General features: G+C 64.3%; 18 protein-coding genes. 14 read left to right on the top strand and 4 right to left on the bottom strand.

Going from position 1 to position 19,611, the window contains the following annotated elements; all coding sequences use genetic code 11:
• Window positions 1-87 precede the first annotated feature (87 nt).
• Window positions 88-1,059: a PDR/VanB family oxidoreductase gene (locus U5768_RS04920; protein ID WP_322029253.1), complete on the top strand. Its 972-nt coding sequence runs from the start codon at window positions 88-90 to the stop codon at window positions 1,057-1,059.
• 89 nt (window positions 1,060-1,148) lie between these two features.
• Here U5768_RS04920 and U5768_RS04915 read toward each other — a convergent pair whose 3' ends face one another.
• Window positions 1,149-2,534: an MFS transporter gene (locus U5768_RS04915; RefSeq protein ID WP_322029252.1), complete on the bottom strand. Its 1,386-nt coding sequence runs from the start codon at window positions 2,532-2,534 to the stop codon at window positions 1,149-1,151.
• A gap of 283 nt (window positions 2,535-2,817) precedes the next feature.
• On the opposite strand from U5768_RS04915, the gene U5768_RS04910 reads away from it, so the two are divergent.
• The 7 genes from U5768_RS04910 to U5768_RS04880 are packed head-to-tail and all read left to right on the top strand — an operon-like array spanning window position 2,818 to window position 9,371.
• Entirely contained in the window at window positions 2,818-3,705 is an 888-nt protein-coding gene (locus U5768_RS04910; RefSeq protein ID WP_322029251.1) for a CoA ester lyase, read from the top strand.
• Window positions 3,706-3,727: 22 nt separating this feature from the next.
• On the top strand, window positions 3,728-4,189 hold the full coding sequence (locus U5768_RS04905) for a MaoC family dehydratase (protein ID WP_133197169.1): 462 nt from the start codon (window positions 3,728-3,730) through the stop codon (window positions 4,187-4,189).
• A 27-nt stretch (window positions 4,190-4,216) separates the two neighbouring features.
• Entirely contained in the window at window positions 4,217-5,383 is a 1,167-nt protein-coding gene (locus U5768_RS04900; RefSeq protein WP_322029250.1) for an acyl-CoA dehydrogenase family protein, read from the top strand.
• Window positions 5,384-5,408: 25 nt separating this feature from the next.
• Window positions 5,409-6,647, top strand: a complete 1,239-nt coding sequence (locus tag U5768_RS04895; protein ID WP_322029249.1) for a CaiB/BaiF CoA-transferase family protein — start codon at window positions 5,409-5,411, stop codon at window positions 6,645-6,647.
• A 2-nt stretch (window positions 6,648-6,649) separates the two neighbouring features.
• Window positions 6,650-7,816 carry a CaiB/BaiF CoA-transferase family protein gene (locus U5768_RS04890; RefSeq protein WP_322029248.1) on the top strand — a complete coding sequence of 389 codons (1,167 nt, stop codon included), beginning with the start codon at window positions 6,650-6,652 and terminating at the stop codon, window positions 7,814-7,816.
• A 60-nt stretch (window positions 7,817-7,876) separates the two neighbouring features.
• A complete protein-coding gene (locus U5768_RS04885) occupies window positions 7,877-8,563 on the top strand; it encodes a nitroreductase family protein (RefSeq protein WP_322029247.1) in 687 nt (228 codons plus the stop codon).
• A 34-nt stretch (window positions 8,564-8,597) separates the two neighbouring features.
• On the top strand, window positions 8,598-9,371 hold the full coding sequence (locus U5768_RS04880; RefSeq protein ID WP_322029246.1) for an enoyl-CoA hydratase/isomerase family protein: 774 nt from the start codon (window positions 8,598-8,600) through the stop codon (window positions 9,369-9,371).
• 38 nt (window positions 9,372-9,409) lie between these two features.
• On the opposite strand, the gene U5768_RS04875 is transcribed toward U5768_RS04880, so the two are convergent.
• From U5768_RS04875 to U5768_RS04865, 3 genes are all read right to left on the bottom strand, one after another.
• The gene (locus tag U5768_RS04875; protein ID WP_322029245.1) at window positions 9,410-10,207 is read right to left on the bottom strand and encodes an IclR family transcriptional regulator; all 798 of its coding nucleotides are present in this window, start codon (window positions 10,205-10,207) and stop codon (window positions 9,410-9,412) included.
• Window positions 10,204-11,031 carry an IclR family transcriptional regulator gene (locus U5768_RS04870; RefSeq protein ID WP_322029244.1) on the bottom strand — a complete coding sequence of 276 codons (828 nt, stop codon included), beginning with the start codon at window positions 11,029-11,031 and terminating at the stop codon, window positions 10,204-10,206. Before U5768_RS04870 ends, U5768_RS04875 begins: the two co-directional genes overlap by 4 nt.
• Window positions 11,032-11,179: 148 nt before the next feature.
• Window positions 11,180-12,331 carry an acyl-CoA dehydrogenase family protein gene (locus U5768_RS04865; RefSeq protein WP_322029243.1) on the bottom strand — a complete coding sequence of 384 codons (1,152 nt, stop codon included), beginning with the start codon at window positions 12,329-12,331 and terminating at the stop codon, window positions 11,180-11,182.
• Between the two features lie 261 nt (window positions 12,332-12,592).
• Between U5768_RS04865 and U5768_RS04860 the strand changes: the two genes are divergently transcribed.
• The 6 genes from U5768_RS04860 to U5768_RS04835 all read left to right on the top strand — a co-directional run bounded on the left by U5768_RS04860 (window position 12,593) and on the right by U5768_RS04835 (window position 19,605).
• A complete protein-coding gene (locus tag U5768_RS04860) occupies window positions 12,593-13,468 on the top strand; it encodes a MaoC/PaaZ C-terminal domain-containing protein (protein ID WP_322029581.1) in 876 nt (291 codons plus the stop codon).
• Window positions 13,469-13,492: 24 nt separating this feature from the next.
• The gene (locus U5768_RS04855) at window positions 13,493-14,242 is read left to right on the top strand and encodes a 3-oxoacyl-ACP reductase FabG (RefSeq protein WP_322029242.1); all 750 of its coding nucleotides are present in this window, start codon (window positions 13,493-13,495) and stop codon (window positions 14,240-14,242) included.
• 93 nt (window positions 14,243-14,335) lie between these two features.
• Window positions 14,336-15,544 carry an acetyl-CoA C-acetyltransferase gene (locus tag U5768_RS04850; protein WP_322029241.1) on the top strand — a complete coding sequence of 403 codons (1,209 nt, stop codon included), beginning with the start codon at window positions 14,336-14,338 and terminating at the stop codon, window positions 15,542-15,544.
• 24 nt (window positions 15,545-15,568) lie between these two features.
• Complete coding sequence (locus U5768_RS04845; protein WP_415913851.1) at window positions 15,569-17,521, top strand: AMP-binding protein; 1,953 nt, start codon at window positions 15,569-15,571, stop codon at window positions 17,519-17,521.
• Between the two features lie 13 nt (window positions 17,522-17,534).
• Window positions 17,535-18,389, top strand: coding sequence for an IclR family transcriptional regulator (locus U5768_RS04840; RefSeq protein WP_322029240.1), 855 nt, complete (start codon window positions 17,535-17,537; stop codon window positions 18,387-18,389).
• Window positions 18,390-18,423: 34 nt separating this feature from the next.
• Window positions 18,424-19,605, top strand: coding sequence for a CoA transferase (locus U5768_RS04835; protein WP_322029239.1), 1,182 nt, complete (start codon window positions 18,424-18,426; stop codon window positions 19,603-19,605).
• Window positions 19,606-19,611: the final 6 nt, after the last annotated feature.

Below are 19,611 nucleotides of genomic sequence, written 5' to 3'. Positions count from 1 at the left end.
GGCGTCGTTGTTGTCTGGCGACGCCGCCGCAAGCCGCAGGAAATTGATCGATCACGCGCGCATCGCGCGTTCGGTGCGGGAGGAACGATGACGAGTGGGTTGGGAAGGTTGAAGGTCCGCGTGGCGGCGAAGCATGACGAGGCCGTGGATATTTGCAGCTTCGAGCTGGTTTGCGTGGACGGTGGGTCGCTGCCGGCATTCTCGGCGGGCTCGCATATCGACGTCGCTGTGCCGGGTGGCCCGACGCGTCAGTATTCGCTGTGTAACGCCCCAAACGAAAGCCATCGCTATCAGATCGCGGTGCTACGGGATCCACAATCGCGCGGTGGCTCGGCCGGGATGCACGATCGCCTGCGGGTCGGAGACGAACTGACGATAAGCCATCCAAAGAATCATTTCCAGCTCGCGCATGAGGCACGGCATCACCTCTTGCTCGCGGGCGGTATCGGCGTGACGCCGATCCTCTGCATGGCCGAACGGCTGGCAACGATCGGCGCGTCGTTCACGATGCACTACTGTACGCGTTCGCGCGCGCGCACAGCGTTCGCCGAACGCATTGGCCATGCGCGGTACTCGGAGCGTGTCCAGTTCCATTTCGACGACGGCACCCAGAGCCAGAAACTCGACCTCGCGGCGCTGCTCGCGCAGCCGGACTCGGGCACACATCTGTACGTGTGTGGGCCCAAGGGTTTCATGGACGTCGTGCTGGGTGCTGCACGAAAGGCCGGCTGGCCGGACGCTCGACTGCATTACGAGTTCTTCGCGGTCGACGGGCGCGAAACGACTGGCGACGAGCGTTTCGAAGTGGAGGTCGCGAGTTCGGGGCAGGTGGTCGTTGTCGGGAAAGATGAGTCCGTCGTAGCGGCGCTGGCGAAGGCCGGTATCCGGATCGAAACGTCTTGCGAACAGGGCGTGTGCGGCACGTGCCTGACGCGCGTGCTGACCGGCGAGCCGGAACATTTCGACGCCTACCTTACGCCCGATGAACGGGCGGCAAATGATCAGTTCCTGCCGTGCTGTTCGCGCTCGAAGTCGGCGCGGCTGGTACTCGATCTGTAGGCACGCACACCGGACCTGTACGCCGCGAGAGCGGCGCGCAGGCCGATTTCCGTTCCTGCACGCACTCCCACAAGCTTCTACGCAAGCTTTTATGCAGCCTCTGCCAGCAAGCGCCGATAGTGAGGCAGCGCGGTAAAGAGCAGCCACGCTGCGAGTGCTGACGCGATCGTGCACACGATGGCGATGGATTGCCCAACCATCTTCGGATTACTGAACACGTGGTCGGTCATCAGCGCAATCAGCGTGGGGCCCGCGCCGAAACCGATTAATTGGGCGACGAACGAATAGAGCGCGCCTACGGTGCCACGCATCCGGCTCGGCGCGACGAGCTGCAGTGCGGCACCCATGCAGCCCGTGGGCAGGCTGAAGAAAAAGACGGTACCTGAAGCCGCGGCCAGCGCGCCCGTCGCGCCGGGGGCGAACGGAATGCTCGCGCAACAGAGCAGCATCGGAATCGTGGCGAACGCGGCGGTGCGCAGCGGCGCATCGGTATAGCCGCGCTTCTCGAGCTGGCGGGCAATCCAGGGTCCGGTGAGCGCGCCAGCAATGCCAAAGCTGACCACCAGTACGCCAAAGCGGAATCCGACGAGTGCGGTCGGCATCCCGCGCGTGCGGATCAGATACGTGGGCATCCACGCTGGCATGCCGAGCACGACGATCGCCAGCATGCCGACGCCAAGCAGGATCCGGAGATAGAACCCGCGTCGCTGCCAGATATACGAGGCTGAATCGCCGGTCGTGAATTGCCGGTCGTCCTCGCGCTCGCTGATCACGCTGCTGCGCACGGGCTCGCGCACGGTGGCCACCACCAGTAGAGCGAAGAGAATACCTGGCAGTCCGATCAGTACGAATGCGAGCTGCCAGGTCTGGAACTGCGCGAGGATCGGGAGTTGCTGATGAAGCGCGCGCGCAAACTCGATCACGAAGCCGCCGGCCACGAGCGAGAGCCCGCCGCCGAGCATCGGCCCGAGAATGAAGATACTCATCGCGCGCGCCATTTTTCCCGCCGAAAAGCAATCGGCGATCATCGAGAGCGCGAGGGGGAATACGCACGCTTCGCTGGCGCCCACGCCAAGGCGGGCGATGAAGAGCCCTTCGTACGTATTGGCCGTGCCGCACAGCGCAGTAAAACCGCACCACAGGCAGATGCAGATCACGAGAAGGTTGCGCCGGTTGGTCAGATCGACGAGCCGGCCGAACAGCGGCGATGCGACCAGGTACGCGGAAATGAACGCGATACCCTGGACGAGGCTGAGTTGCGTGTCGGAGATGACCAGCGAATGCTTGATGGGCTCCACCAGCAGGTTGAGGAGTTGCCGGTCGATGTAAGCGAGAGAATAGGCGAGCGTTAGCACTGCCAGTATGTACCAGGCCCGCCCACTATCGTGGACTACCCGAAGGGAGGCGCCCTGCGCTAGCGCTTGTTCGCTGGGGCAGGCGCCCTTGGACGGCATGTCGTTCATGGTGTTGCTCATTTCTCCTCCGGGACGGTTGTTCGGATATCGTGCGACATTAACTACCTAATGTTCGATAGGTTTGCGAGGTAGTTTGGTGCGAGAGAAGGTGTTGTTCCATGAGTGTTATCCATGAGCCGACAAAATGCGCGGCACGTAGCGGACGTGATGCAAATTTCGCGCCAGTTTCCGTGTTGGCGTAAACCCTCAATGACAGCGCTGCTGTTTGCGCAGAAACTAACTACCAGTTGTTAGGTAAAACCTGACGGCTTTCAGTTGAAACCATCGACAGGCCTGGATAGACATGACGACGCAGATGAAACCCATACGCTCCTTCCTCTTTGTTCCGGGAAACAAGCCAACCTGGATCGAGAAGTCCATCACCTCCAGGGCCGATGCGCTGATCCTGGATCTGGAGGACAGCGTGCCGCCGCCCCAGAAAGTGGAGGCGCGCGAGATCGTCAAGTCGAAGCTGGCCTGGCTGGCCGAACAGAAGCAGCGCGTCTGGGTGCGCATCAACCGCAGCGCGCACCTGTACGACTTCGACGACATCCTCGCGATCGTGAGCCCTGTGGTCGAGGGCATCGTGATCTCCAAGCCCTGCGGTCCCGAAGATATCCATACCGTTGCGTCGATGCTGGCCGAGGCCGAGTACCGCGCGGGCGTCGAGGTGGGACATACAAAAGTGATCCCGCTGCTGGAGACCGCCCGTTCGTTGCAACTGGCCTACGAAATTGCCCAGCACGAGCGCGTGCCCGCCATCGTGGGTGCGACAGCGAAGAACGCCGACGTGGCCCGTGCGCTGAAGACTGTCTGGTCGTTGAACGGTCGTGAAACCCAGTACCTGAAGTCGCGTGTCGTCATGGCCGCACGCGCCGCGGGCAAGCTGCCCATCGGCGGTGTCTGGCAGCAGGTACACGATCTCGACGGCCTCAAGGTCTCGACGGCCAACGATCGCCAATTGGGCATGAGCGGCGAGTTGGTGCTACATCCCTCCAACGTCGAGATCGTCAACAAGGCCTATAGCCCCACCGAGGACGAAGTGGCCTTTTACCAGGGGATGATCGACGCGCTGGACAAGGCCCAGGCCGAAGGCCGTGCCTCGTGCATCTACGACGGCGAGCACATCGACATTGCTCACGTGAAGACGGCGCGTGAAATCATCGAACTCGCGCAGTCGTTCAACGGCTAATCAAAATCTCTGGAGAAGACAAATGGCAGGCCTTTACTTCGAAGAATTCAAGCCCGGCATGGTGATCGAGCATGCCATCCGCCGCACCGTGACCGAGACCGACAACGTCCTGTTCTCGGCCATGACCTATAACTGCGCGCCGCTGCATATCGACGCCGAGTACAGCAAGAACACGTTCTACGGCCAGCGCCTCGTGAACAGTATGTTCCTGCTCGCGCTGGTGGCCGGCATCACCGTGTATGAAACCACGCTGGGCACCACGCTCGGCAACCTGGGTTTCGGCGAAATCGCCTTCCCCAAGCCCACGTTCCACGGCGACACCATCCGTGTCGAGACCGAGATTCTCGAGACGCGTCTCTCGAAGAGCCGCAAGGATTCGGGCATCGTCACTTTCCGGCACGTTGCGAAGAACCAGCGCGACGAGATCGTGTGCACCGCGGTTCGCACCGGCCTGATGATGCTGCGTCCCGCCGAGGCGGCCTGATTACCTATTTGCAGGAAGAGCGAAGCCATGGACTACCAACTGAGCGCCGATCAACATGCCATCGTTGATGCAGCGGAAAAAATCTGTGCGGACTTTCCGCTCGAATACTGGCGCAACAAGGACAAGAACCACGCGTTCCCGCACGAGTTCTTCGAAGCCGTTGCCAGCGGCGGCTGGCTCGGCATCTGCATGCCCGAGGATGTGGGCGGCGCGAACCTGGGCGTGACTGAGGCGGCGCTTTTCATGCGTACAGTTGCCGAGTGCGGCGGACAGGCGGCCGCGTCCACCATCCACATGAACATCTTCGGTTTGCAGCCGGTCGTGCATTTCGGCTCGGACGCACAGAAGAAGGCGTGGCTTCCGCCCTTTGCGCGCGGCGAGCATAAGGCGTGCTTCGCGGTCACCGAGCCGGACACGGGGCTCGATACCACCAAGCTCAAGGTGGTGGCGAAGAAACAGGCCGACGGCAACTACCTCATTTCGGGAAAGAAGGTATTCATCTCGACCGCGCAGGTCGCCGACCACATGCTGATCCTCGCGCGCACCACGCCGATCGAGGAGGTCAAGAAGCATAGCGAGGGCTTGAGCCTGTTCTACACGAAGCTCGACCGCGACTACGTCGACATTCGTGAGATCGACAAGCTGGGCCGCGCCGCCGTCGATACCAACGAGCTTTTCATCGATAACCTGCCGGTGTCGAAGGACGCGCTGATCGGCGAGGAAGGCAAGGGCCTGAGCTACATCTTCCACGGCATGAACGCAGAGCGCGTGCTGGTCGCAGTCGAGCAGGTCGGTATCGGCCGCGCCGTGCTCAAGCTGGCCACGCAATATGCGAAGGAGCGTGTGGTGTTCGGTCGTCAGATCGGCCAGAATCAGGGCGTTCAGCACCCGCTGGCGCGCAATTGGGCGGAGCTGGAGGCGGCCAATCATATGATCTTCGCGGCAGCGGATCTGTACGACAAGGGGCTGCCTTGCGGTTCCGAAGCCAACGCGGCGAAACTGCTGGCATCCGAGGCCTGTATGAATGCCTGCCAGACGTCGATTCTCACGCACGGCGGCTTCGGCTACGCGAAGGAGTATCACGTGGAGCGGTTCATGCGCGAGGCCTGGATCGGCTACATCGCGCCGGTCACTCCACAGCTCATTCTGTCGAACATCGCCGAGCGCAAGCTTGGCTTGCCGAAGTCATATTGAGGCAGAGAAGATTCAGGAGACAGGCATGTCGGCTACAAGACCCCTGGAAGGCATTCGGGTTCTCGATTTGACCGTGGCGCTCGCCGGACCCTACGGGTCGCTGTTGCTGGGCGGTCTGGGCGCCGAAGTCATTCGGGTCGAATCGCCCGGCGGCGGCGATATCGCGCGCAACAACCCGCCCTATGTCGGCAAGGAGGGCGTGCACTTCGGCGTCAAGCGCGAGGACGAAGTATCGCTGACGATTCTCAATCGCGCACGCAACAAGAAGAGCATTACGCTCGATCTGAAGTCGGAGCAAGGCCTGGCGCTGTTCATGGAACTCGCCAAGGAGTGCGACGTGGTCATCGAAAACGCCAGCGAGGGTGCTACGGCGCGCCTCGGCGTGGACTACGAGAGCGTGCGCCGCGCCAACCCGAAGATCGTCTATGCCTCGATCAAGGCGTTTGGGGAACCCAGTCCGTACCCCAATCTCAAGGGCATGGACATCATCGTACAGGCGCTGTCGGGCATCATGGACGTGACCGGTTTCGCCGACGGCCCGCCCACGCGCTCGGGCCTTCCGATGGCCGACCTGATCGCGCCGCTGTACGCCGTCAACGGCATCCTTGCCGCGCTAATCCATCGCGGCAAGACGGGCGAGGGGCAACTGGTGCAGGTGTCCATGCTCGACTGCCTTTCCTCGATGGTGGCAGAGGAGCATTTTGACGTTTTCCTCGGGCACGGATATCCGAAGCGCTCGGGCAACTTCCAGGATCGCCTCGTGCCGTTCGGCGTGTACGCCACGCGCGACGGCTACGTGGCCATGGTGGCGTTCCAGCCCGACTGGTTCCGCAACCTGATGGAAGCGGTCGGCCGGCCGGAGATGGCCAGCGATGCGCGCTATGCCACGCGCGGCCCGCGCATGAAGCACGCGGCGCAGATCAACGCCATCATCGAGGAATGGACGCGGCAACGCAGCACGGAAGAGGTCATCTGCGAACTGCAGGAAAAGCGTGGCGTGCCTGCCGCGCCTGTTCGTTCGCCGCTCGATGTCCTCAAGGACCCGGTGCTGCAGGCGCGCGGCGCCGTGGTGAAGCTGGAACACGCTGGACTCGCTGACGTCGACGCCATGGGCATGGGGCTGCCGATCAAGTTTTCGAAGACGCCAGTGCAGTTCGACCAGCCCGCACAGGAACTGGGTGCCTCCAACGACGAGATCTACCGCAGCCTGCTCAAGCTGCCGGACGAGCGGTTGCAGCGGCTGCGTGACGAGGGAGTGATCTGATCATGTCCACCGCACCCTCCCGCCGCGGCCCGCTCGCGGGCATCAAGGTCGTCGAGATCGCGGGCATCGGCCCCGGGCCGCTGGCCGCGATGTTTCTGGCCGATCTCGGCGCGACCGTAATCCGTGTCGACCGCAAGGAGCCCTCGGGCCTCGGCGCGCCGAGGCCGGTGCAATTCGATCTGGGGCTGCGAAATCGCAAGTCCGTCCGCGTGGACCTGAAAGATCCGGCCGCCGTCGAAATGGTGATGGAGCTGATCGGAGAGGCCGACGCGTTGATCGAAGGGTTTCGCCCTGGCGTGATGGAGCGTCTGGGCCTCGGGCCCGATGTGTGCCTCGCGCACAACCCGCGTCTCGTTTATGGCCGGGTGACCGGCTGGGGACAGGACGGGCCGCTCGCCCAAGTGGCCGGGCACGATCTGAACTACATCGCCATCACCGGCGCCCTCCATGCTATGGGCCGCGCAGGGCAGGCGCCCACACCGCCGCTCAATGTTCTGGGCGACTACGCAGGCGGCTCGCTATACCTCGCTTTCGGCCTGCTCGCGGGCATTCTGGAAGCACGCGGCAGCGGCTACGGCCAGGTGGTGGACGCCGCCATGGTGGACGGCGTGGCCTCCATCATGACGGTCACCTTGGGCCTGCATGCGGCGGGTATGCTCAGCAAGGAGCGCGGCACCAATCTGCTCGACACCGGCGCGCCGTTCTACGAAGTCTATGCCTGCGCAGACGGCAAGTACGTCAGCGTCGCTCCCATCGAGAGCAAGTTTTTCGGGCTGCTGCTCGAAAAGCTCGAGTTGAAGGACCACCCGCTGCTGCAAAAGCAGATGGACCGTATGCATTGGCCCGAGGCCAAGCAGGTGCTGGCCGCCAAATTCAAGGAGCGCACGCGCGACGAATGGGCGCGGCAACTCGGCGAACTCGACGTGTGCCTCGCGCCAGTGCTCGACTTCGACGAGGCGCCACGCCACCCGCATCTCGAGGCGCGCGGCACGTTTATCGATCTCGACGGCGTGTCGCATCCCGCTCCCGGTCCGCGCTTTTCGCGCACGCCCGCCGCGATGCCCGAACCGCCCGCCGCACTTAGCACCGACAACGCCATTGCCGCGCTGCAAGGCTGGCTGCCCGAGGAGCGCATCGAGGCCTGGCGCGCTCAGGGCACCTTCATCTGAGGCCGCGGGCACAAATATCCGTCGGGCAAGGATTGAAGAATAAGTAAGGATTCCTCTGAAATGACATCGCAAACACCTGATCTTGCCGCGCTCGATCGCCTGACCAACGGCCGCTCCACCTGCCGCGCCTACCAAAACAAGGCACTGGATGCGGGATTGATCCGAAGCATCGTCTCCATGGCAGGCCGCTCGGCTTCCTGGTGCAACGTACAGCCGTGGCAACTGGTCATCACCGAAACGCTGGAGAGCACGGAGCGTTTCCGCGAGGCGCTGATGGAGCGCGCGCGCAGCCACCGGGAAAACGAGTCCGATCTGCCGTTTCCGCCAAGCTATGAGGGCGTGTACGGCGAGCGTCGGCGCGGCGCAGGCATTGCCCTGTATTCGTCGCTTGGCATCGGCCCGAAGGACACCGAGCGCAGCACGCAGCAGGCGTTGCGCAACTTCCGCATGTTCGATGCGCCGCACGTCGCCATCGTCTCGGTGCCGGCGGAACTGGGACCCTATGCGCTCGTCGATGCGGGCGGCTTCATTGCCTCTTTCCTGCTCGCGGCCTACGCCCACGGCGTGGCCACCACGCCGCAGGGGGCGCTTTCCCGCCACGCGCATTTCGTGCGCGAGTATTTCGGCATTCCCGATACGCAGCACATGATCTGCGGCATCTCGTTTGGCTACGCCGAGGTCGAGCATCCCGTCAACCAGTTCCGTACCACGCGTGCCGGCGTAGACGATCTGGCGCGCTTCGCCTGACGGTTGCAGGCAGACAAACGAGGAGGGGAGCGCCATGACATTGCTGATCGACCAACCAGCGCCGCGCGTGCGCCGCCTCACGCTGAATCGCCCGGAGCGGATGAATGCGCTCGACGGGCACACCTTGCAGGCCCTCAACGACGCGGTGCGCGACTGCGTGGCGGCGGGCAGCGAGGTCAAAGTGCTCGTGATCAGCGGCCGTGGGCGTGCTTTCTGCGCGGGCAACGACCTCAAGTGGCTCGCGAGCGGCGTGCTGGCGGACCGCTGCGCCCATATGCGTCACCAGGACCTGATGCAGGACACCTACGAGCGCCTCGAGGCCGCTCCGCAGATTGTCCTGGCCAGCGTCAACGGCTTCGCCCTGGCGGGGGGCTTCGAACTGGCGCTGGCCTGCGATCTGATCATCGCCGATGAAGCGGCACAGATGGGCGACGAGCACATTCGCCGTAACCTGCTGCCGAGCGGCGGCAGCTCGCAGCGGCTGCCGCGCAGGCTGGGCCTGCAGCGCGCGCTGTACTACCTCGTCACGGGCAGGCGCATGACCGGCCGCGAGGCGGTGGAAATGGGCCTCGCCGTGCAGGCCGTGCCTGCCCTGCAACTGGAGACTGCCACGCTGGAACTGGCGGGGGAAATCGCCCAGGCCGATGCGCTGGCGCTCGCCTCCATGAAGCAGTTGGCGCGACGCTCGATGGAGTTGCCCCTCTCCGATGGACTGCGCTATGAGCGCTGGATGCAGCACTGCTATCGCACGCGGTCGCCGTCGCTGGAGGCGGGCGTGCATGGTTTTGTCGGGACTGGCGGGGACTGAGGTTCAGCCGCTCTGCGAAGCGGCATCTCCGATAACCGCTAGAGACCGCTCGCGCAATCTGCCAACTCCACTTGCAGGCGCGCGGCCGCTTCCTTGAGCGCAGGCGCGATGCGCTCGCGCTCGGCCTGCAGATCAAAATCGACGTCCGCTTTGCCGCAACTCATGCTCATGAGCGTGCCCTCGCGGCCAAGGCGCACAGGCAGTGCCACGCCAAAGGTGCTGCGCTGGAAGCCGCCCAGCACCGCGCAGGTGCCGGTGGCTTCGAGTTCGTCGAAAGAGGCGCGAATGGAGTGCTCCAGTGCCTCGCCTTGCGGTCCCGCACGACGCTTGTGTTCTTCGATCAAGCGCCGCTGTTCTTCATCGGGCAATCCCCAAAGATAAGCTCTCCCGATGGAAGTGGTGCTCATCGGCAGCACGGAACCGATGCCGAGCCGCAGCGTGGCAACCTTGCGGCTGACACGGTAATCGACGTAGAGCATGTCGATGCCGTCCTGGATGCTCAGGGCGACCGAAACATCGAGACGGTCGGCCAGGTTCTGCAGGAGGGGCTGCGCCGCTTGCAGCAGGTCGTTGGTCGCCAGGTAAGCGTGACCTATCCCGAGCGCACCGATGGAGAGCTCGAATTCACGCTTGCCGGGGACGAGCCGCAGGAAACCCGCCTGTATCAGGGTGGAGGTCAAACGCGAGACCGTGGCTTTGGAGAGTCCGGTGCGCCGCACGAGTTCCGCGTTGGTCAGCGGCGCACGATTCGACCGGAACGCGCGCAAGACCTCCAGTCCGCGCTCCACGGTCATCAGCGTCGCATTATCGGATGCAGGATCTCCAGACAGGTTCATGACAGCGTCCTCGAATGCTGGATTTCCTGCGCCATGCGCACCAGCGCCGGCCCCAGTTCACGCTCGCTGCGCGCACGGCCGACGAGCATGGCCGGCCCCATACAGCTTACGGCCAGGGGCGCCTCTCCGGGCAACGGCACCGGGGCGGCCACTATGGTCATGGGTTGGCCCGATTGCCCGAGCGCCACACAGAATCCGCCCTCTCGCACTTGCCCGATGGCCTCGCTGGGGCGGCGGCCCAGGTGTCCCCACTTCTCGCTCCAGTCACAGGATGGCATACGTTCAGCATTTCTAAGCAGATAGTCGCGCTCGGCTTCGGGCAGGCCGGCCAGCAGCGCCCAACCGGCGGCGGACGATGCGAGACCCAGTCGAGTCCCAATCGCAGGCTGCAGCGAGGCGGGGATTGTGCTGGTGCAGCAACTGTCGATGACGACCACGTCCAGCCGGTTTCGGGTACAGAGATGAACGTGCACGTGATGGCGCTCGGCAAAGAGATGCATGCGCTGATGCGCGGCGTCGTGGATTTCGATGTCGGCCGCTGCGCGGTAGCCCAGCGCCAGCGCCGAAGGGCCAAGGCGAAAGCGCCGTTTGCCGCTGTCACAACACAGATACCCTAATGCGACAAGGGTGCGCGTGAGGCGTGTCACGGTCGATGCCGGGATGCGCGCGCGCTCGGAGAGGTCTCTGTTGCAGAGCCAGCGATCGTCGGCTGTGAACGCGGAAAGAATGGCAAGGGCGCGAGCAAAGGGTGTCACCACCGGGCCGTGTTTGACAGCCCCCGCTTTGGGCAATGCACTGGCGTCGGGGGAGTACGAACGATACATGGGGCGTCTCGACGAAACACGTTCACCAAACTAACGATCATTAGAATTCGAGCGCCGATCCATGTCGATTGGGGTTTACGCCTTCCTGGCTGGACGCCGGGCCGTGACCGCTGTAAGGGCCCGATGATCAACGGTTTCACGCGGCGGGCTACTGTGCCTCGCGGATCATGTTGCGGGCAATGACAATCTGCTGGATCTGCGTCGTGCCCTCGTAAATGCGGAACAGGCGCACATCGCGGTAGAAGCGCTCGATACCGTACTCGGCCATGTAGCCCGCGCCGCCGAAGATTTGCACCGCGCGGTCGGCCACACGTCCGCACATTTCCGAAGCGAACAGCTTGGCGCACGAAGCCTCGGTGCTTACGGGCTGTTTGGCGTCGCGCCGGCGCGCGGCGTCCAGCACCATGCTGCGGGCCGCGTAGATCTCTGCCTTGCTGTCGGCCAGCATGGCCTGCACGAGCTGGAAGTCGGCGATGGGCGCGCCGAACTGTTTGCGCTCCATGGCGTAGGAAAGGGCCATGGAGAGCATGCGCTCGGCCACGGCGACGCAGACGGCAGCGATGTGAATGCGGCCCTTGTCCAACACCTTCATCGCAGTCTTGAAGCCCTGGCCTTCTCTGCCGCCGATGAGGTTGGCGGCGGGTACACGCACGTTATCGAAGATCACATCGCAAGTGTGGGCGCCTTTTTGTCCCATCTTCTTGTCGCGCTTGCCGAAACTGATGCCAGGCGTCTTGGCATCGACGATGAATGCCGAGATGCCGCCCGAACCCTTGTCGTCCTGATTGGTACGCGCCATCAACGTGAAGATGCCGGCATGCGGCGCATTGGTGATGAAGCGCTTGGTGCCGTTGACCACATAGTCGTCGCCGTCCCTGACGGCTGTAGTGAGCAGCGAGGCGGCGTCGGAGCCGGACCCGGGCTCAGTCAGCGCGAACGAAGCGATCAGCTCGCCCGTTGCGAGCCGCGGCAGGTACTTTTCCTGCTGCTCGGGGGTGCCGTCGAACAGAATGCCCTGCGAGCCGATGCCCACCGTGGTCCCCAGCAGGGAGCGGAATACGGGCGAGGCGCGGCACAACTCGAAGACGGCCAGCACCTCTTCTTCCATGGTCAACTCGAGCCCCCCGAAGCGCTCGGGAATCGTGAGGCCGAACAAGCCCATGGCCTTCATGTCGGCCACAATGTCGTCGGGGATTTCGTCGGTATCTGCGACCAGCTCCTCGTTAGGCACGAGGCGTTCGCGCACGAAGCGGGAGATGGAGTCGAGTAATCCGTTGAGCGTTTCCTGGTCGCGAATCATGTCAGCGTGTCAATCAGTCGATGAAGATGGCCCATGCTGCGTCAGCCCGAGGCGTGAAGCAACGGATTTGCTTCGCGCGTTCCGGAAAATGGAATTCCGTTTATCTGGATGCCGTTGGCGCTCGCCGACAGGCATAGGCACACACCGATAATTCCGATGAAGCAGTTCCTGCCAAGGTACGGAACAGGCTACGCAAATCCGTTGACCGGGGGCAAGGCTGGTTTCATCGTGTGGGCTAGTCATCACAGCCTCATGCCCGCCATGCCCATCAATCCCTTTGAACTGCTGGCACGTCCATTTCCAGTCATCGACCACGCGTTTTCTCAGCGCGATACGCAGCTTTACGCCCTTGGCCTCGGCCTGGGAAGCGACCCGCTCGATGCGGGGCAATTGCGCTATGTCTATGAGGGGACGGACAGTCAATTGCTGCGTGCCATGCCGACCATGGCGAACGTGCTGGCGTACCCCGGCTTCTGGGCACGCGAACCAGATACGGGCATCACGTGGCAAAAACTCTTGCATGCCGAGCAGGAGATTCGTATCCATACGCTGTTGCCCGCTAGCGGCCACGTAAAGGGCGCGACCCGCATCACCGGCCTATGGGACAAAGGGGAGGGCAAGGGCGCCTTCCTGCAGCAAACGCGGGAGATCACCGATGCCGAAACGGGTCAGTTGCTGGCCACGGTGACGCAACTGAGCCTGTTACGCGGCGACGGCGGCTTTGGCGAAGGGGGGAGCGCTGGCGCGCCGCCCGCACCTCACGCTGTGCCCGAGGGCGAGCCCGACTTCGTGTGCGATCTGACAACGCCTGCGCAACTGGCGCTGATCTACCGGCTGAGCGGCGACCTCAACCCCTTGCATGCCGATCCGGCCGTTGCGGCCGCGGCGGGATTTTCGTGTCCCATTCTGCACGGCATGGCCCTGATGGGCGTGGCAGCGCACGCCGTGCTGCGCACGGTGCTGGCTTACGACAACACCCACTTCACGGGCATGCGCGTGCGCTTCACGGCGCCGGCCTGGCCCGGCGACACATTGCGCACTGAGATGTGGGTGCGCGGCAGCACGGTGTCGTTGCGCACTACGGCGATGGAGCGCGGCGTGGTGGTTCTGAATAATGCGCGGGTCGATCTGACCTGAACTTCAATTTATCAGGAGTAGAAAATGGATTTGGGTTTGACCGGCAAGGTTGCCATCGTCACCGGCTCGGCACGCGGCCTGGGAGCCGCTACGGCACGCCGGCTCGCGCAAGAGGGCGCCAAAGTCGTCATCACGGATATCAACGCCGAACTGGCGCAAGCTACTGCTATGACGATGCAGGATGAGGGGCTGGCCGCGCACTGTGTGGTGGGCGACATAACCAAAGCCGCGGACGTGCAGCGCCTCGTCGATGAGACCGTGGCCCACTTCGGCGGCGTGCACATTCTCGTGAACAATGCCGGTGCGCCGCGCGACAAGTACCTCGTGAAGATGAGCGAGGACGATTGGGACTTCGTCATCACCGTGATGCTCAAGGGCGCCTTCCTGGCGGCCAAGGCTGTCATGCCGCATTTTATCGACCACGGCTGGGGCCGGCTCATCAACATAAGCTCGCGCGCCCACTTCGGCAATCCCACGCAGGCCAACTATTCGGCCGCGAAGGCGGGCTTGATCGGCATGGCGAAGGCGCTTTCCATGGAGGAGGGCCGCTACGGTATTACTGCGAACTGCGTGGCGCCGGGCTTCATGGAAACCGAAATGGTGCAGGCACTGCCAACTTACGAAGCCATCAAGGAGCGCGCCGTGAATGCACAGCCCGTCAAGCGCGTGGGGCGTCCTGAGGACATCGCCGATGCCGTCGCGTTCCTGGCCAGCGAGCGCGCCGGCTTCATCAGCGGTGAAGTCCTCCATGTGACGGGCGGGCGCTACGGCTGATTCCAGGGCGGAATCATAGGTGATCGCTGCCAGCGCGTGACAGACAGGCGATGGCGGCGGCGGACTATTCATGAAGTTCAAGAGGCATTCAAAATGAAACGAGCAGCCATCGTCTCGCCGCTTCGCACACCGGTGGGGGCATTCGGCGGGGTGTTGAAAGGGGTTCCCGTCGAAGAGCTGGGCGCCACTGTGGCGCGCGCCATCATGGAGCGCACGGGGCTCGACCCGGCGCGTATCGACGACGTGGTCTTCGCCCAAAGCTACGCGAGTGGTGAAACGCCTTGCACAGGCCGCTGGGTGGCGCTGCAGGCAGGCTTTCCGATCGAGGTCGCGGGCATGCAGCTCGACCGGCGCTGCGGCGGCGGCGTGCAGGCGCTCGCCACGGCAGCCATGATGGTGCAGACCGGCGCGGCCGACGTTGTTTTGGCGGGCGGCGTGGAAAGCATGAGCAACGTCGAGTACTACACCACTGATATGCGCTGGGGCAAACGCGCGGGCACCGTGAAGATGCACGACCGTCTGGACCGAGGCCGTGAGCGCTCACAGCCCGAGGCGCGCTTTGGCCGCATCAGCGGCATGATTGAAACCGCTGAGACACTGGCGCGCGAGTATGGCATCACGCGGGAGGCGTCCGACCGCTTTGCCGCGCGCAGCCACCAGCGCGCCGCCGCGGCGCAAGAGGCGGGCCGGCTGGACGCAGAAATCGTTTCGGTTTCCGTGCCACAGCGCAAGGGCGACCCGGTGCTCGTGAGCAAGGACGAGGGGGTACGCGGCGAAACGACGGCCGAGAGTCTGGCAAAACTCAGGTCAATCGTGAAGGATGGCGTGGTCACGGCAGGCAATGCCTGCCAGCAGAACGACGCCGCCGCGGCCTGCCTGATCGTGGCCGAGGACAAGGTCGAAGAGCTGGGCCTCACGCCGATGGGCTGGGTCGTCGGCTGGGCCGCCGCAGGCTGCGATCCGGCGCGCATGGGCATCGGTCCCGTGCCAGCCGTGCAGAAGCTGCTGGCGCGCACGGGCCTGAAGTTCGACCAGATGGACCTGATCGAACTCAACGAAGCCTTCGCCTGTCAGGCGCTGGCATGCGTCGAGGGGTGGGGCAGTTCCATGGAAGCGCTGGAAGACAGGCTCAACGTCAACGGCTCGGGTATCTCGCTCGGCCACCCGGTGGGTGCCACGGGCGTGCGCATCATGAGCACGCTGTTGCACGAGATGCAGCGTCGCAAGGTCCGCTATGGTCTGGAGACAATGTGCATCGGCGGCGGCCAGGGCATCGCCATGATTTTCGAACGCGCCGCATAAGACATGGAAGACCGGAGACAGATAATGAGCAATCCTGAGTTAAACCAGGTGTGGCGGCCCGGCCAGCGTGAACTACAGAGCGCCGGCATCGTGAAGCTGATGCGCGCGCTGGATGTGGCGTCGTATGAAGAGCTGATGCGCGTGTCGATAGACGAACCCGAGCGCTACTGGAATACCGTGATGCGCGAATGCGCCATTGCCTGGGACGAGCCGCCCACGGGCTACGCGGACCTGTCGCGCGGCCCGCAGTTTCCCAGCTGGTTCCCCGGCGGCAGACTCAACTGGGTCAACACCATCTATGCGTGGGCCCGTAATCCGGCCACCGCACAGCAAAAGGCCGTGGTAGCAGAGCGCGAGGACGGCAGCGTAAGCGCACTGACCTATGCGGAGCTGGAAGCGCGTGTGCGCGATTTCGCGGCGGGTCTCGCGCAGCGCGGCCTCAAGCAGGGAGACCGCATCGGCCTGCTGATGGAAAACGGCGTCGAGGCCACCATTTCGCTGCTGGCCATCGTGCATCTGGGCGCGCTGGTCGTGCCGCTCTTCAGCGGCTTCGGGGTCGATGCCATCGTGGCCCGTCTGTCGGCCGCCGAGGCACGCATGGTTATCGCTTCCACGGGCTTTTCGCGCCGCACGAAGCGCGTCGATGTGGAGGGCGCGCTGCGCGACGCGTGGCGCCAGTTGCCGCTCGTCGAACACGTGATCTGGAAGCGCGCCGAAGGCGAAGCCGCGCAGGATGTGCGCGACCTGGACTGGCAGGAAACCGCTACCATGGCCCGCGGCCAGGGCACGGCGCCCGTGTCCGCTACGCCCGACACGCCCTTCATGGTGATCTACACCTCGGGGACCACGGGCAAGCCCAAGGGTGTCGTGCACACGCACGGCAGCTTCCCGATCAAGATCGCGCACGACTCGTTGATCCACTTCGACGTGCATCCCGGCGACGTGTACTGCTGGCCCGCGGACATGGGCTGGATCGCGGGCACCCTGGTGCTGGGCTGCGCGCTGCTGCGCGGCGCGACGCTCGTGTGCTACGACGGCGCGCCCGACTACCCCGACTGGTCGCGCATGTCCCGGGTGGTGGAGCGCCACAAGGTCACGCACTTCGGGTCCGCGCCCACGCTGATTCGCGGCATGGCGAGCCACGAAGAACTGGCGCTCGCGGGCGACCGCTCCACCGTGCGTCTGCTCATCACGGCGGGCGAGGGCATTGCGCCCGAGCACTTCAACTGGTTTCTGCAGCGCTTCGGTGACGGTACGGCGCCAGTTATCAACTACACGGGCGGCACCGAGGCTTCGGGCGCGCTGCTGGCCAGCGTGCCGATCCGACCGATTCCGCCCAGCGGCTTCAACACCGTCTCGCCGGGCGTGGCGGCGGACGTGGTGGATCCTGCGGGCAACAGCGTGACCGGCGAAATCGGCGAGCTGGCGATTCGCGCGCCCTTCGTGGGCATGACGCAATCGTTCTGGCGCGACGACGAGCGCTACCTGGAAACCTACTGGCAGACCATTCCCGGCATCTGGGTACATGGCGACCTGGCGTTGCGCACGCCCGAGGGTGACTACTTCATGATGGGACGCTCCGACGACACGCTTAAGGTCGCCGGCAAGCGGCTGGGGCCGGCCGAGGTCGAGGAAGTGGTACTTGAACTGCACGACGTGGCCGAAGCCGCTGCGATCGGCGTGGCCGATGCCGAGAAGGGGCAGAAGCTCGTGGTCTTCGTGGTGCCCAGGCCCGGATCGACGGTGGAGGGCGCCGATCTGGCGGCCGCCGTGTCCGGCCATGTGGACAAGCGACTGGGGCGTCCCTTCAGGCCTGGCAATGTGCACGTGGTCGAGCAGTTGCCCAGGACGCGCAGCTCCAAGATCATGCGCCGGGTGATCCGCAGCGTGTACTGCGGCTTGCCGCCGGGCGATCTGTCGTCGCTGGACAATCCTGCCGCGCTTGACGAAGTGCGCGCTGTCGCGCCCGCTGCCTGACGCGCCCCTTGTCATGACCACCGCCCGCTCGCTTGCTGCTGTCCATCCCGAGCCGCCGGAGCGGGCTGCAGGGCGGCTCGCCGCTTCGCTGCGGCCTGAGCCGGGGGCAACGATGGTTACCCCGTTGGTGCGTGCGCTAGCGCTGATTTCGGCCTTTGCGCCCGAGGAGCGCTGGCTCGGCAACGGCGAACTCGCGCAGCGCACAGGGCTGCCGCCGTCCACGGTGTCGCGCATCGCACGCTCGCTAGTGCATCTCGGCTATCTGCTGTACGACGGGGTGCAACGCAAATACCGGCTTTCCGCGGCCGTGCTGGGCCTCGGCTACGCAGCCATCGCCCATTCGGCCATTCAGGGTCTGGCGGGCGAGCGCATGGCGATCTTTGCGCGCCAGCACAAGTTGCACGTGTGCCTCGCGGTGCGCGACCGGCTCGACCTCGTTGTGCTCGAATGTCGCCGTAGCCTCGAATCGCCCGTGACGCTGCCGCTGCGCGTGGGTATGCGGGTAGGGATCGCGCTCTCGCCGATGGGCTGGTCGCTGCTCGCGGCTTTGCCTGATCTGGAGCGCACCTATCTGCTCGAGAACGTCGAGCGGCGCATGTCGCGCGATTGGGGCCGGCTGCGCCGCCGAGTCCTGGAAGGCATGGCGCAGGTTGGCGAGAAGGGGTATTGCACCGCCATCGGCGAATGGGAGCCGGATTTAGGAATCCTTGCCGCTTCCGTGCTGCTGGAAGGCAATGCACCCTTCGTGCTGGTGTGCATCGGCGGCAGCCATGCCATGACGCGCGCGCGCCTGGAGCGCGAACTGGGGCCGCGCCTGCTGGCGATGGCCTATGAGTTGCAATCGGAATTCAACGTGATCGGTCAGTGACAACGCGTTCGATCGATTCTCATGCGAGAAAAAAATGAAAGTGCTTGAAGGTATAAAGGTCCTCGATTTCGGCCGCTTCATCGCAGGTCCATTCTGCTCGGCGCTGCTGGCGGACTATGGCGCCGAGGTGATCCGTGTAGACCGCGTGGGCGGCGGCGAAGACCGCTTCATCGTGCCCGTGACGGAGCAGGGCGAGGGCGCGCTCTTTCTGCAGGTCAACCGCAACAAGCGTTCGATGACGCTGGACCTGGACAGCCCAGAAGGGCGCGAGATCGTGCGCAAGCTGGTTGCCGAAGCCGACGTGGTGATCGCCAACATGCCGCCACGTACGCTCAAAAGTCTGGGGCTCGATTATGAGAGCCTGTGCAGCATCAAGCCCGACATCATTCTCGTGGCCTCCAACGCTTTCGGCAACAGCGAGGCCGTGCGCGACCGGCTGGGCTTCGATGGGGTGGGCCAGGCGTTGAGTGGAGCCGTGCACATCGCCGGTACACCGGAACAACCGCAAAAAGCCATGGTGCCCGTGGTGGATTTCGCCACGGCCTTTTCCTGCGCACTGGGCACCATGCTCGCACTCTACGAGCGGCAGCGCAGCGGCGTGGGTCAGGAGGTCAGCGCATCGCTGCTGTGTACAGGACTGAACATGGCCAGCGGCGCGCTTATCGAGGAAGCGCTGCTGGGCCTCGACCGCGCGGCGATGCTGAACCGCGCGCCCAGCTATGCCCCTTCCGATATCTTCAAGGCCAACGACGGCTGGTTCATCACGCAGGTAATCGGCCGCCCCATGTTCAAGCGCTGGACGCGACTCGTGGGGCGCCCCGAACTGGTCGACGATCCGCGCTTCGCCGACGACAGGCTGCGCGGCGAGAACGGCGAGTTTCTGAGCGACGTCATGTCGGCGTGGTGCCGGAACCTGTCGCAGGCCGAGGCTTTGGCGCAACTGGAGGAGGCGCGCATTCCCGCCGCTCCCGTCAACTCGCCGCGCCAGGCGTTGCACGACGAGACCATCAAGGCCGCCAACCTGATTCACTGGATTGACTACCCAGGTGCACCAAAGAAGGTACCGATTTTTGCTACGCCCGTGTCGCTGTCACGCACGCCGCCGGAGATCCATACGCGTGCGCCGCTTGCCGGCGAGCATACCGACGAAATCCTGGCCGGTATCGGGCTCGACCCGCAAGTCATTGCCGATCTGCGGCTGCGGGAAATTGTTTAGGATTTC

Source organism: Paraburkholderia sp. J76, assembly GCF_905220295.1.
In the GTDB taxonomy this organism is placed as follows: domain Bacteria; phylum Pseudomonadota; class Gammaproteobacteria; order Burkholderiales; family Burkholderiaceae; genus Paraburkholderia.
Note: the sequence above shows the minus strand (reverse complement) of the source record. Positions and strands in the feature narration are given on the sequence as shown.

Coding starts and splice junctions, on each gene's coding strand:
- U5768_RS04920 (WP_322029253.1), top strand. CDS start 88: ATGACGAGTGGGTTGGGAAGGTTGAAGGTCCGCGTGGCGGCGAAGCAT.
- U5768_RS04915 (WP_322029252.1), bottom strand. CDS start 2,534: ATGAGCAACACCATGAACGACATGCCGTCCAAGGGCGCCTGCCCCAGC.
- U5768_RS04910 (WP_322029251.1), top strand. CDS start 2,818: ATGACGACGCAGATGAAACCCATACGCTCCTTCCTCTTTGTTCCGGGA.
- U5768_RS04905 (WP_133197169.1), top strand. CDS start 3,728: ATGGCAGGCCTTTACTTCGAAGAATTCAAGCCCGGCATGGTGATCGAG.
- U5768_RS04900 (WP_322029250.1), top strand. CDS start 4,217: ATGGACTACCAACTGAGCGCCGATCAACATGCCATCGTTGATGCAGCG.
- U5768_RS04895 (WP_322029249.1), top strand. CDS start 5,409: ATGTCGGCTACAAGACCCCTGGAAGGCATTCGGGTTCTCGATTTGACC.
- U5768_RS04890 (WP_322029248.1), top strand. CDS start 6,650: ATGTCCACCGCACCCTCCCGCCGCGGCCCGCTCGCGGGCATCAAGGTC.
- U5768_RS04885 (WP_322029247.1), top strand. CDS start 7,877: ATGACATCGCAAACACCTGATCTTGCCGCGCTCGATCGCCTGACCAAC.
- U5768_RS04880 (WP_322029246.1), top strand. CDS start 8,598: ATGACATTGCTGATCGACCAACCAGCGCCGCGCGTGCGCCGCCTCACG.
- U5768_RS04875 (WP_322029245.1), bottom strand. CDS start 10,207: ATGAACCTGTCTGGAGATCCTGCATCCGATAATGCGACGCTGATGACC.
- U5768_RS04870 (WP_322029244.1), bottom strand. CDS start 11,031: ATGTATCGTTCGTACTCCCCCGACGCCAGTGCATTGCCCAAAGCGGGG.
- U5768_RS04865 (WP_322029243.1), bottom strand. CDS start 12,331: ATGATTCGCGACCAGGAAACGCTCAACGGATTACTCGACTCCATCTCC.
- U5768_RS04860 (WP_322029581.1), top strand. CDS start 12,593: ATGCCCATCAATCCCTTTGAACTGCTGGCACGTCCATTTCCAGTCATC.
- U5768_RS04855 (WP_322029242.1), top strand. CDS start 13,493: ATGGATTTGGGTTTGACCGGCAAGGTTGCCATCGTCACCGGCTCGGCA.
- U5768_RS04850 (WP_322029241.1), top strand. CDS start 14,336: ATGAAACGAGCAGCCATCGTCTCGCCGCTTCGCACACCGGTGGGGGCA.
- U5768_RS04845 (WP_415913851.1), top strand. CDS start 15,569: ATGAGCAATCCTGAGTTAAACCAGGTGTGGCGGCCCGGCCAGCGTGAA.
- U5768_RS04840 (WP_322029240.1), top strand. CDS start 17,535: ATGACCACCGCCCGCTCGCTTGCTGCTGTCCATCCCGAGCCGCCGGAG.
- U5768_RS04835 (WP_322029239.1), top strand. CDS start 18,424: ATGAAAGTGCTTGAAGGTATAAAGGTCCTCGATTTCGGCCGCTTCATC.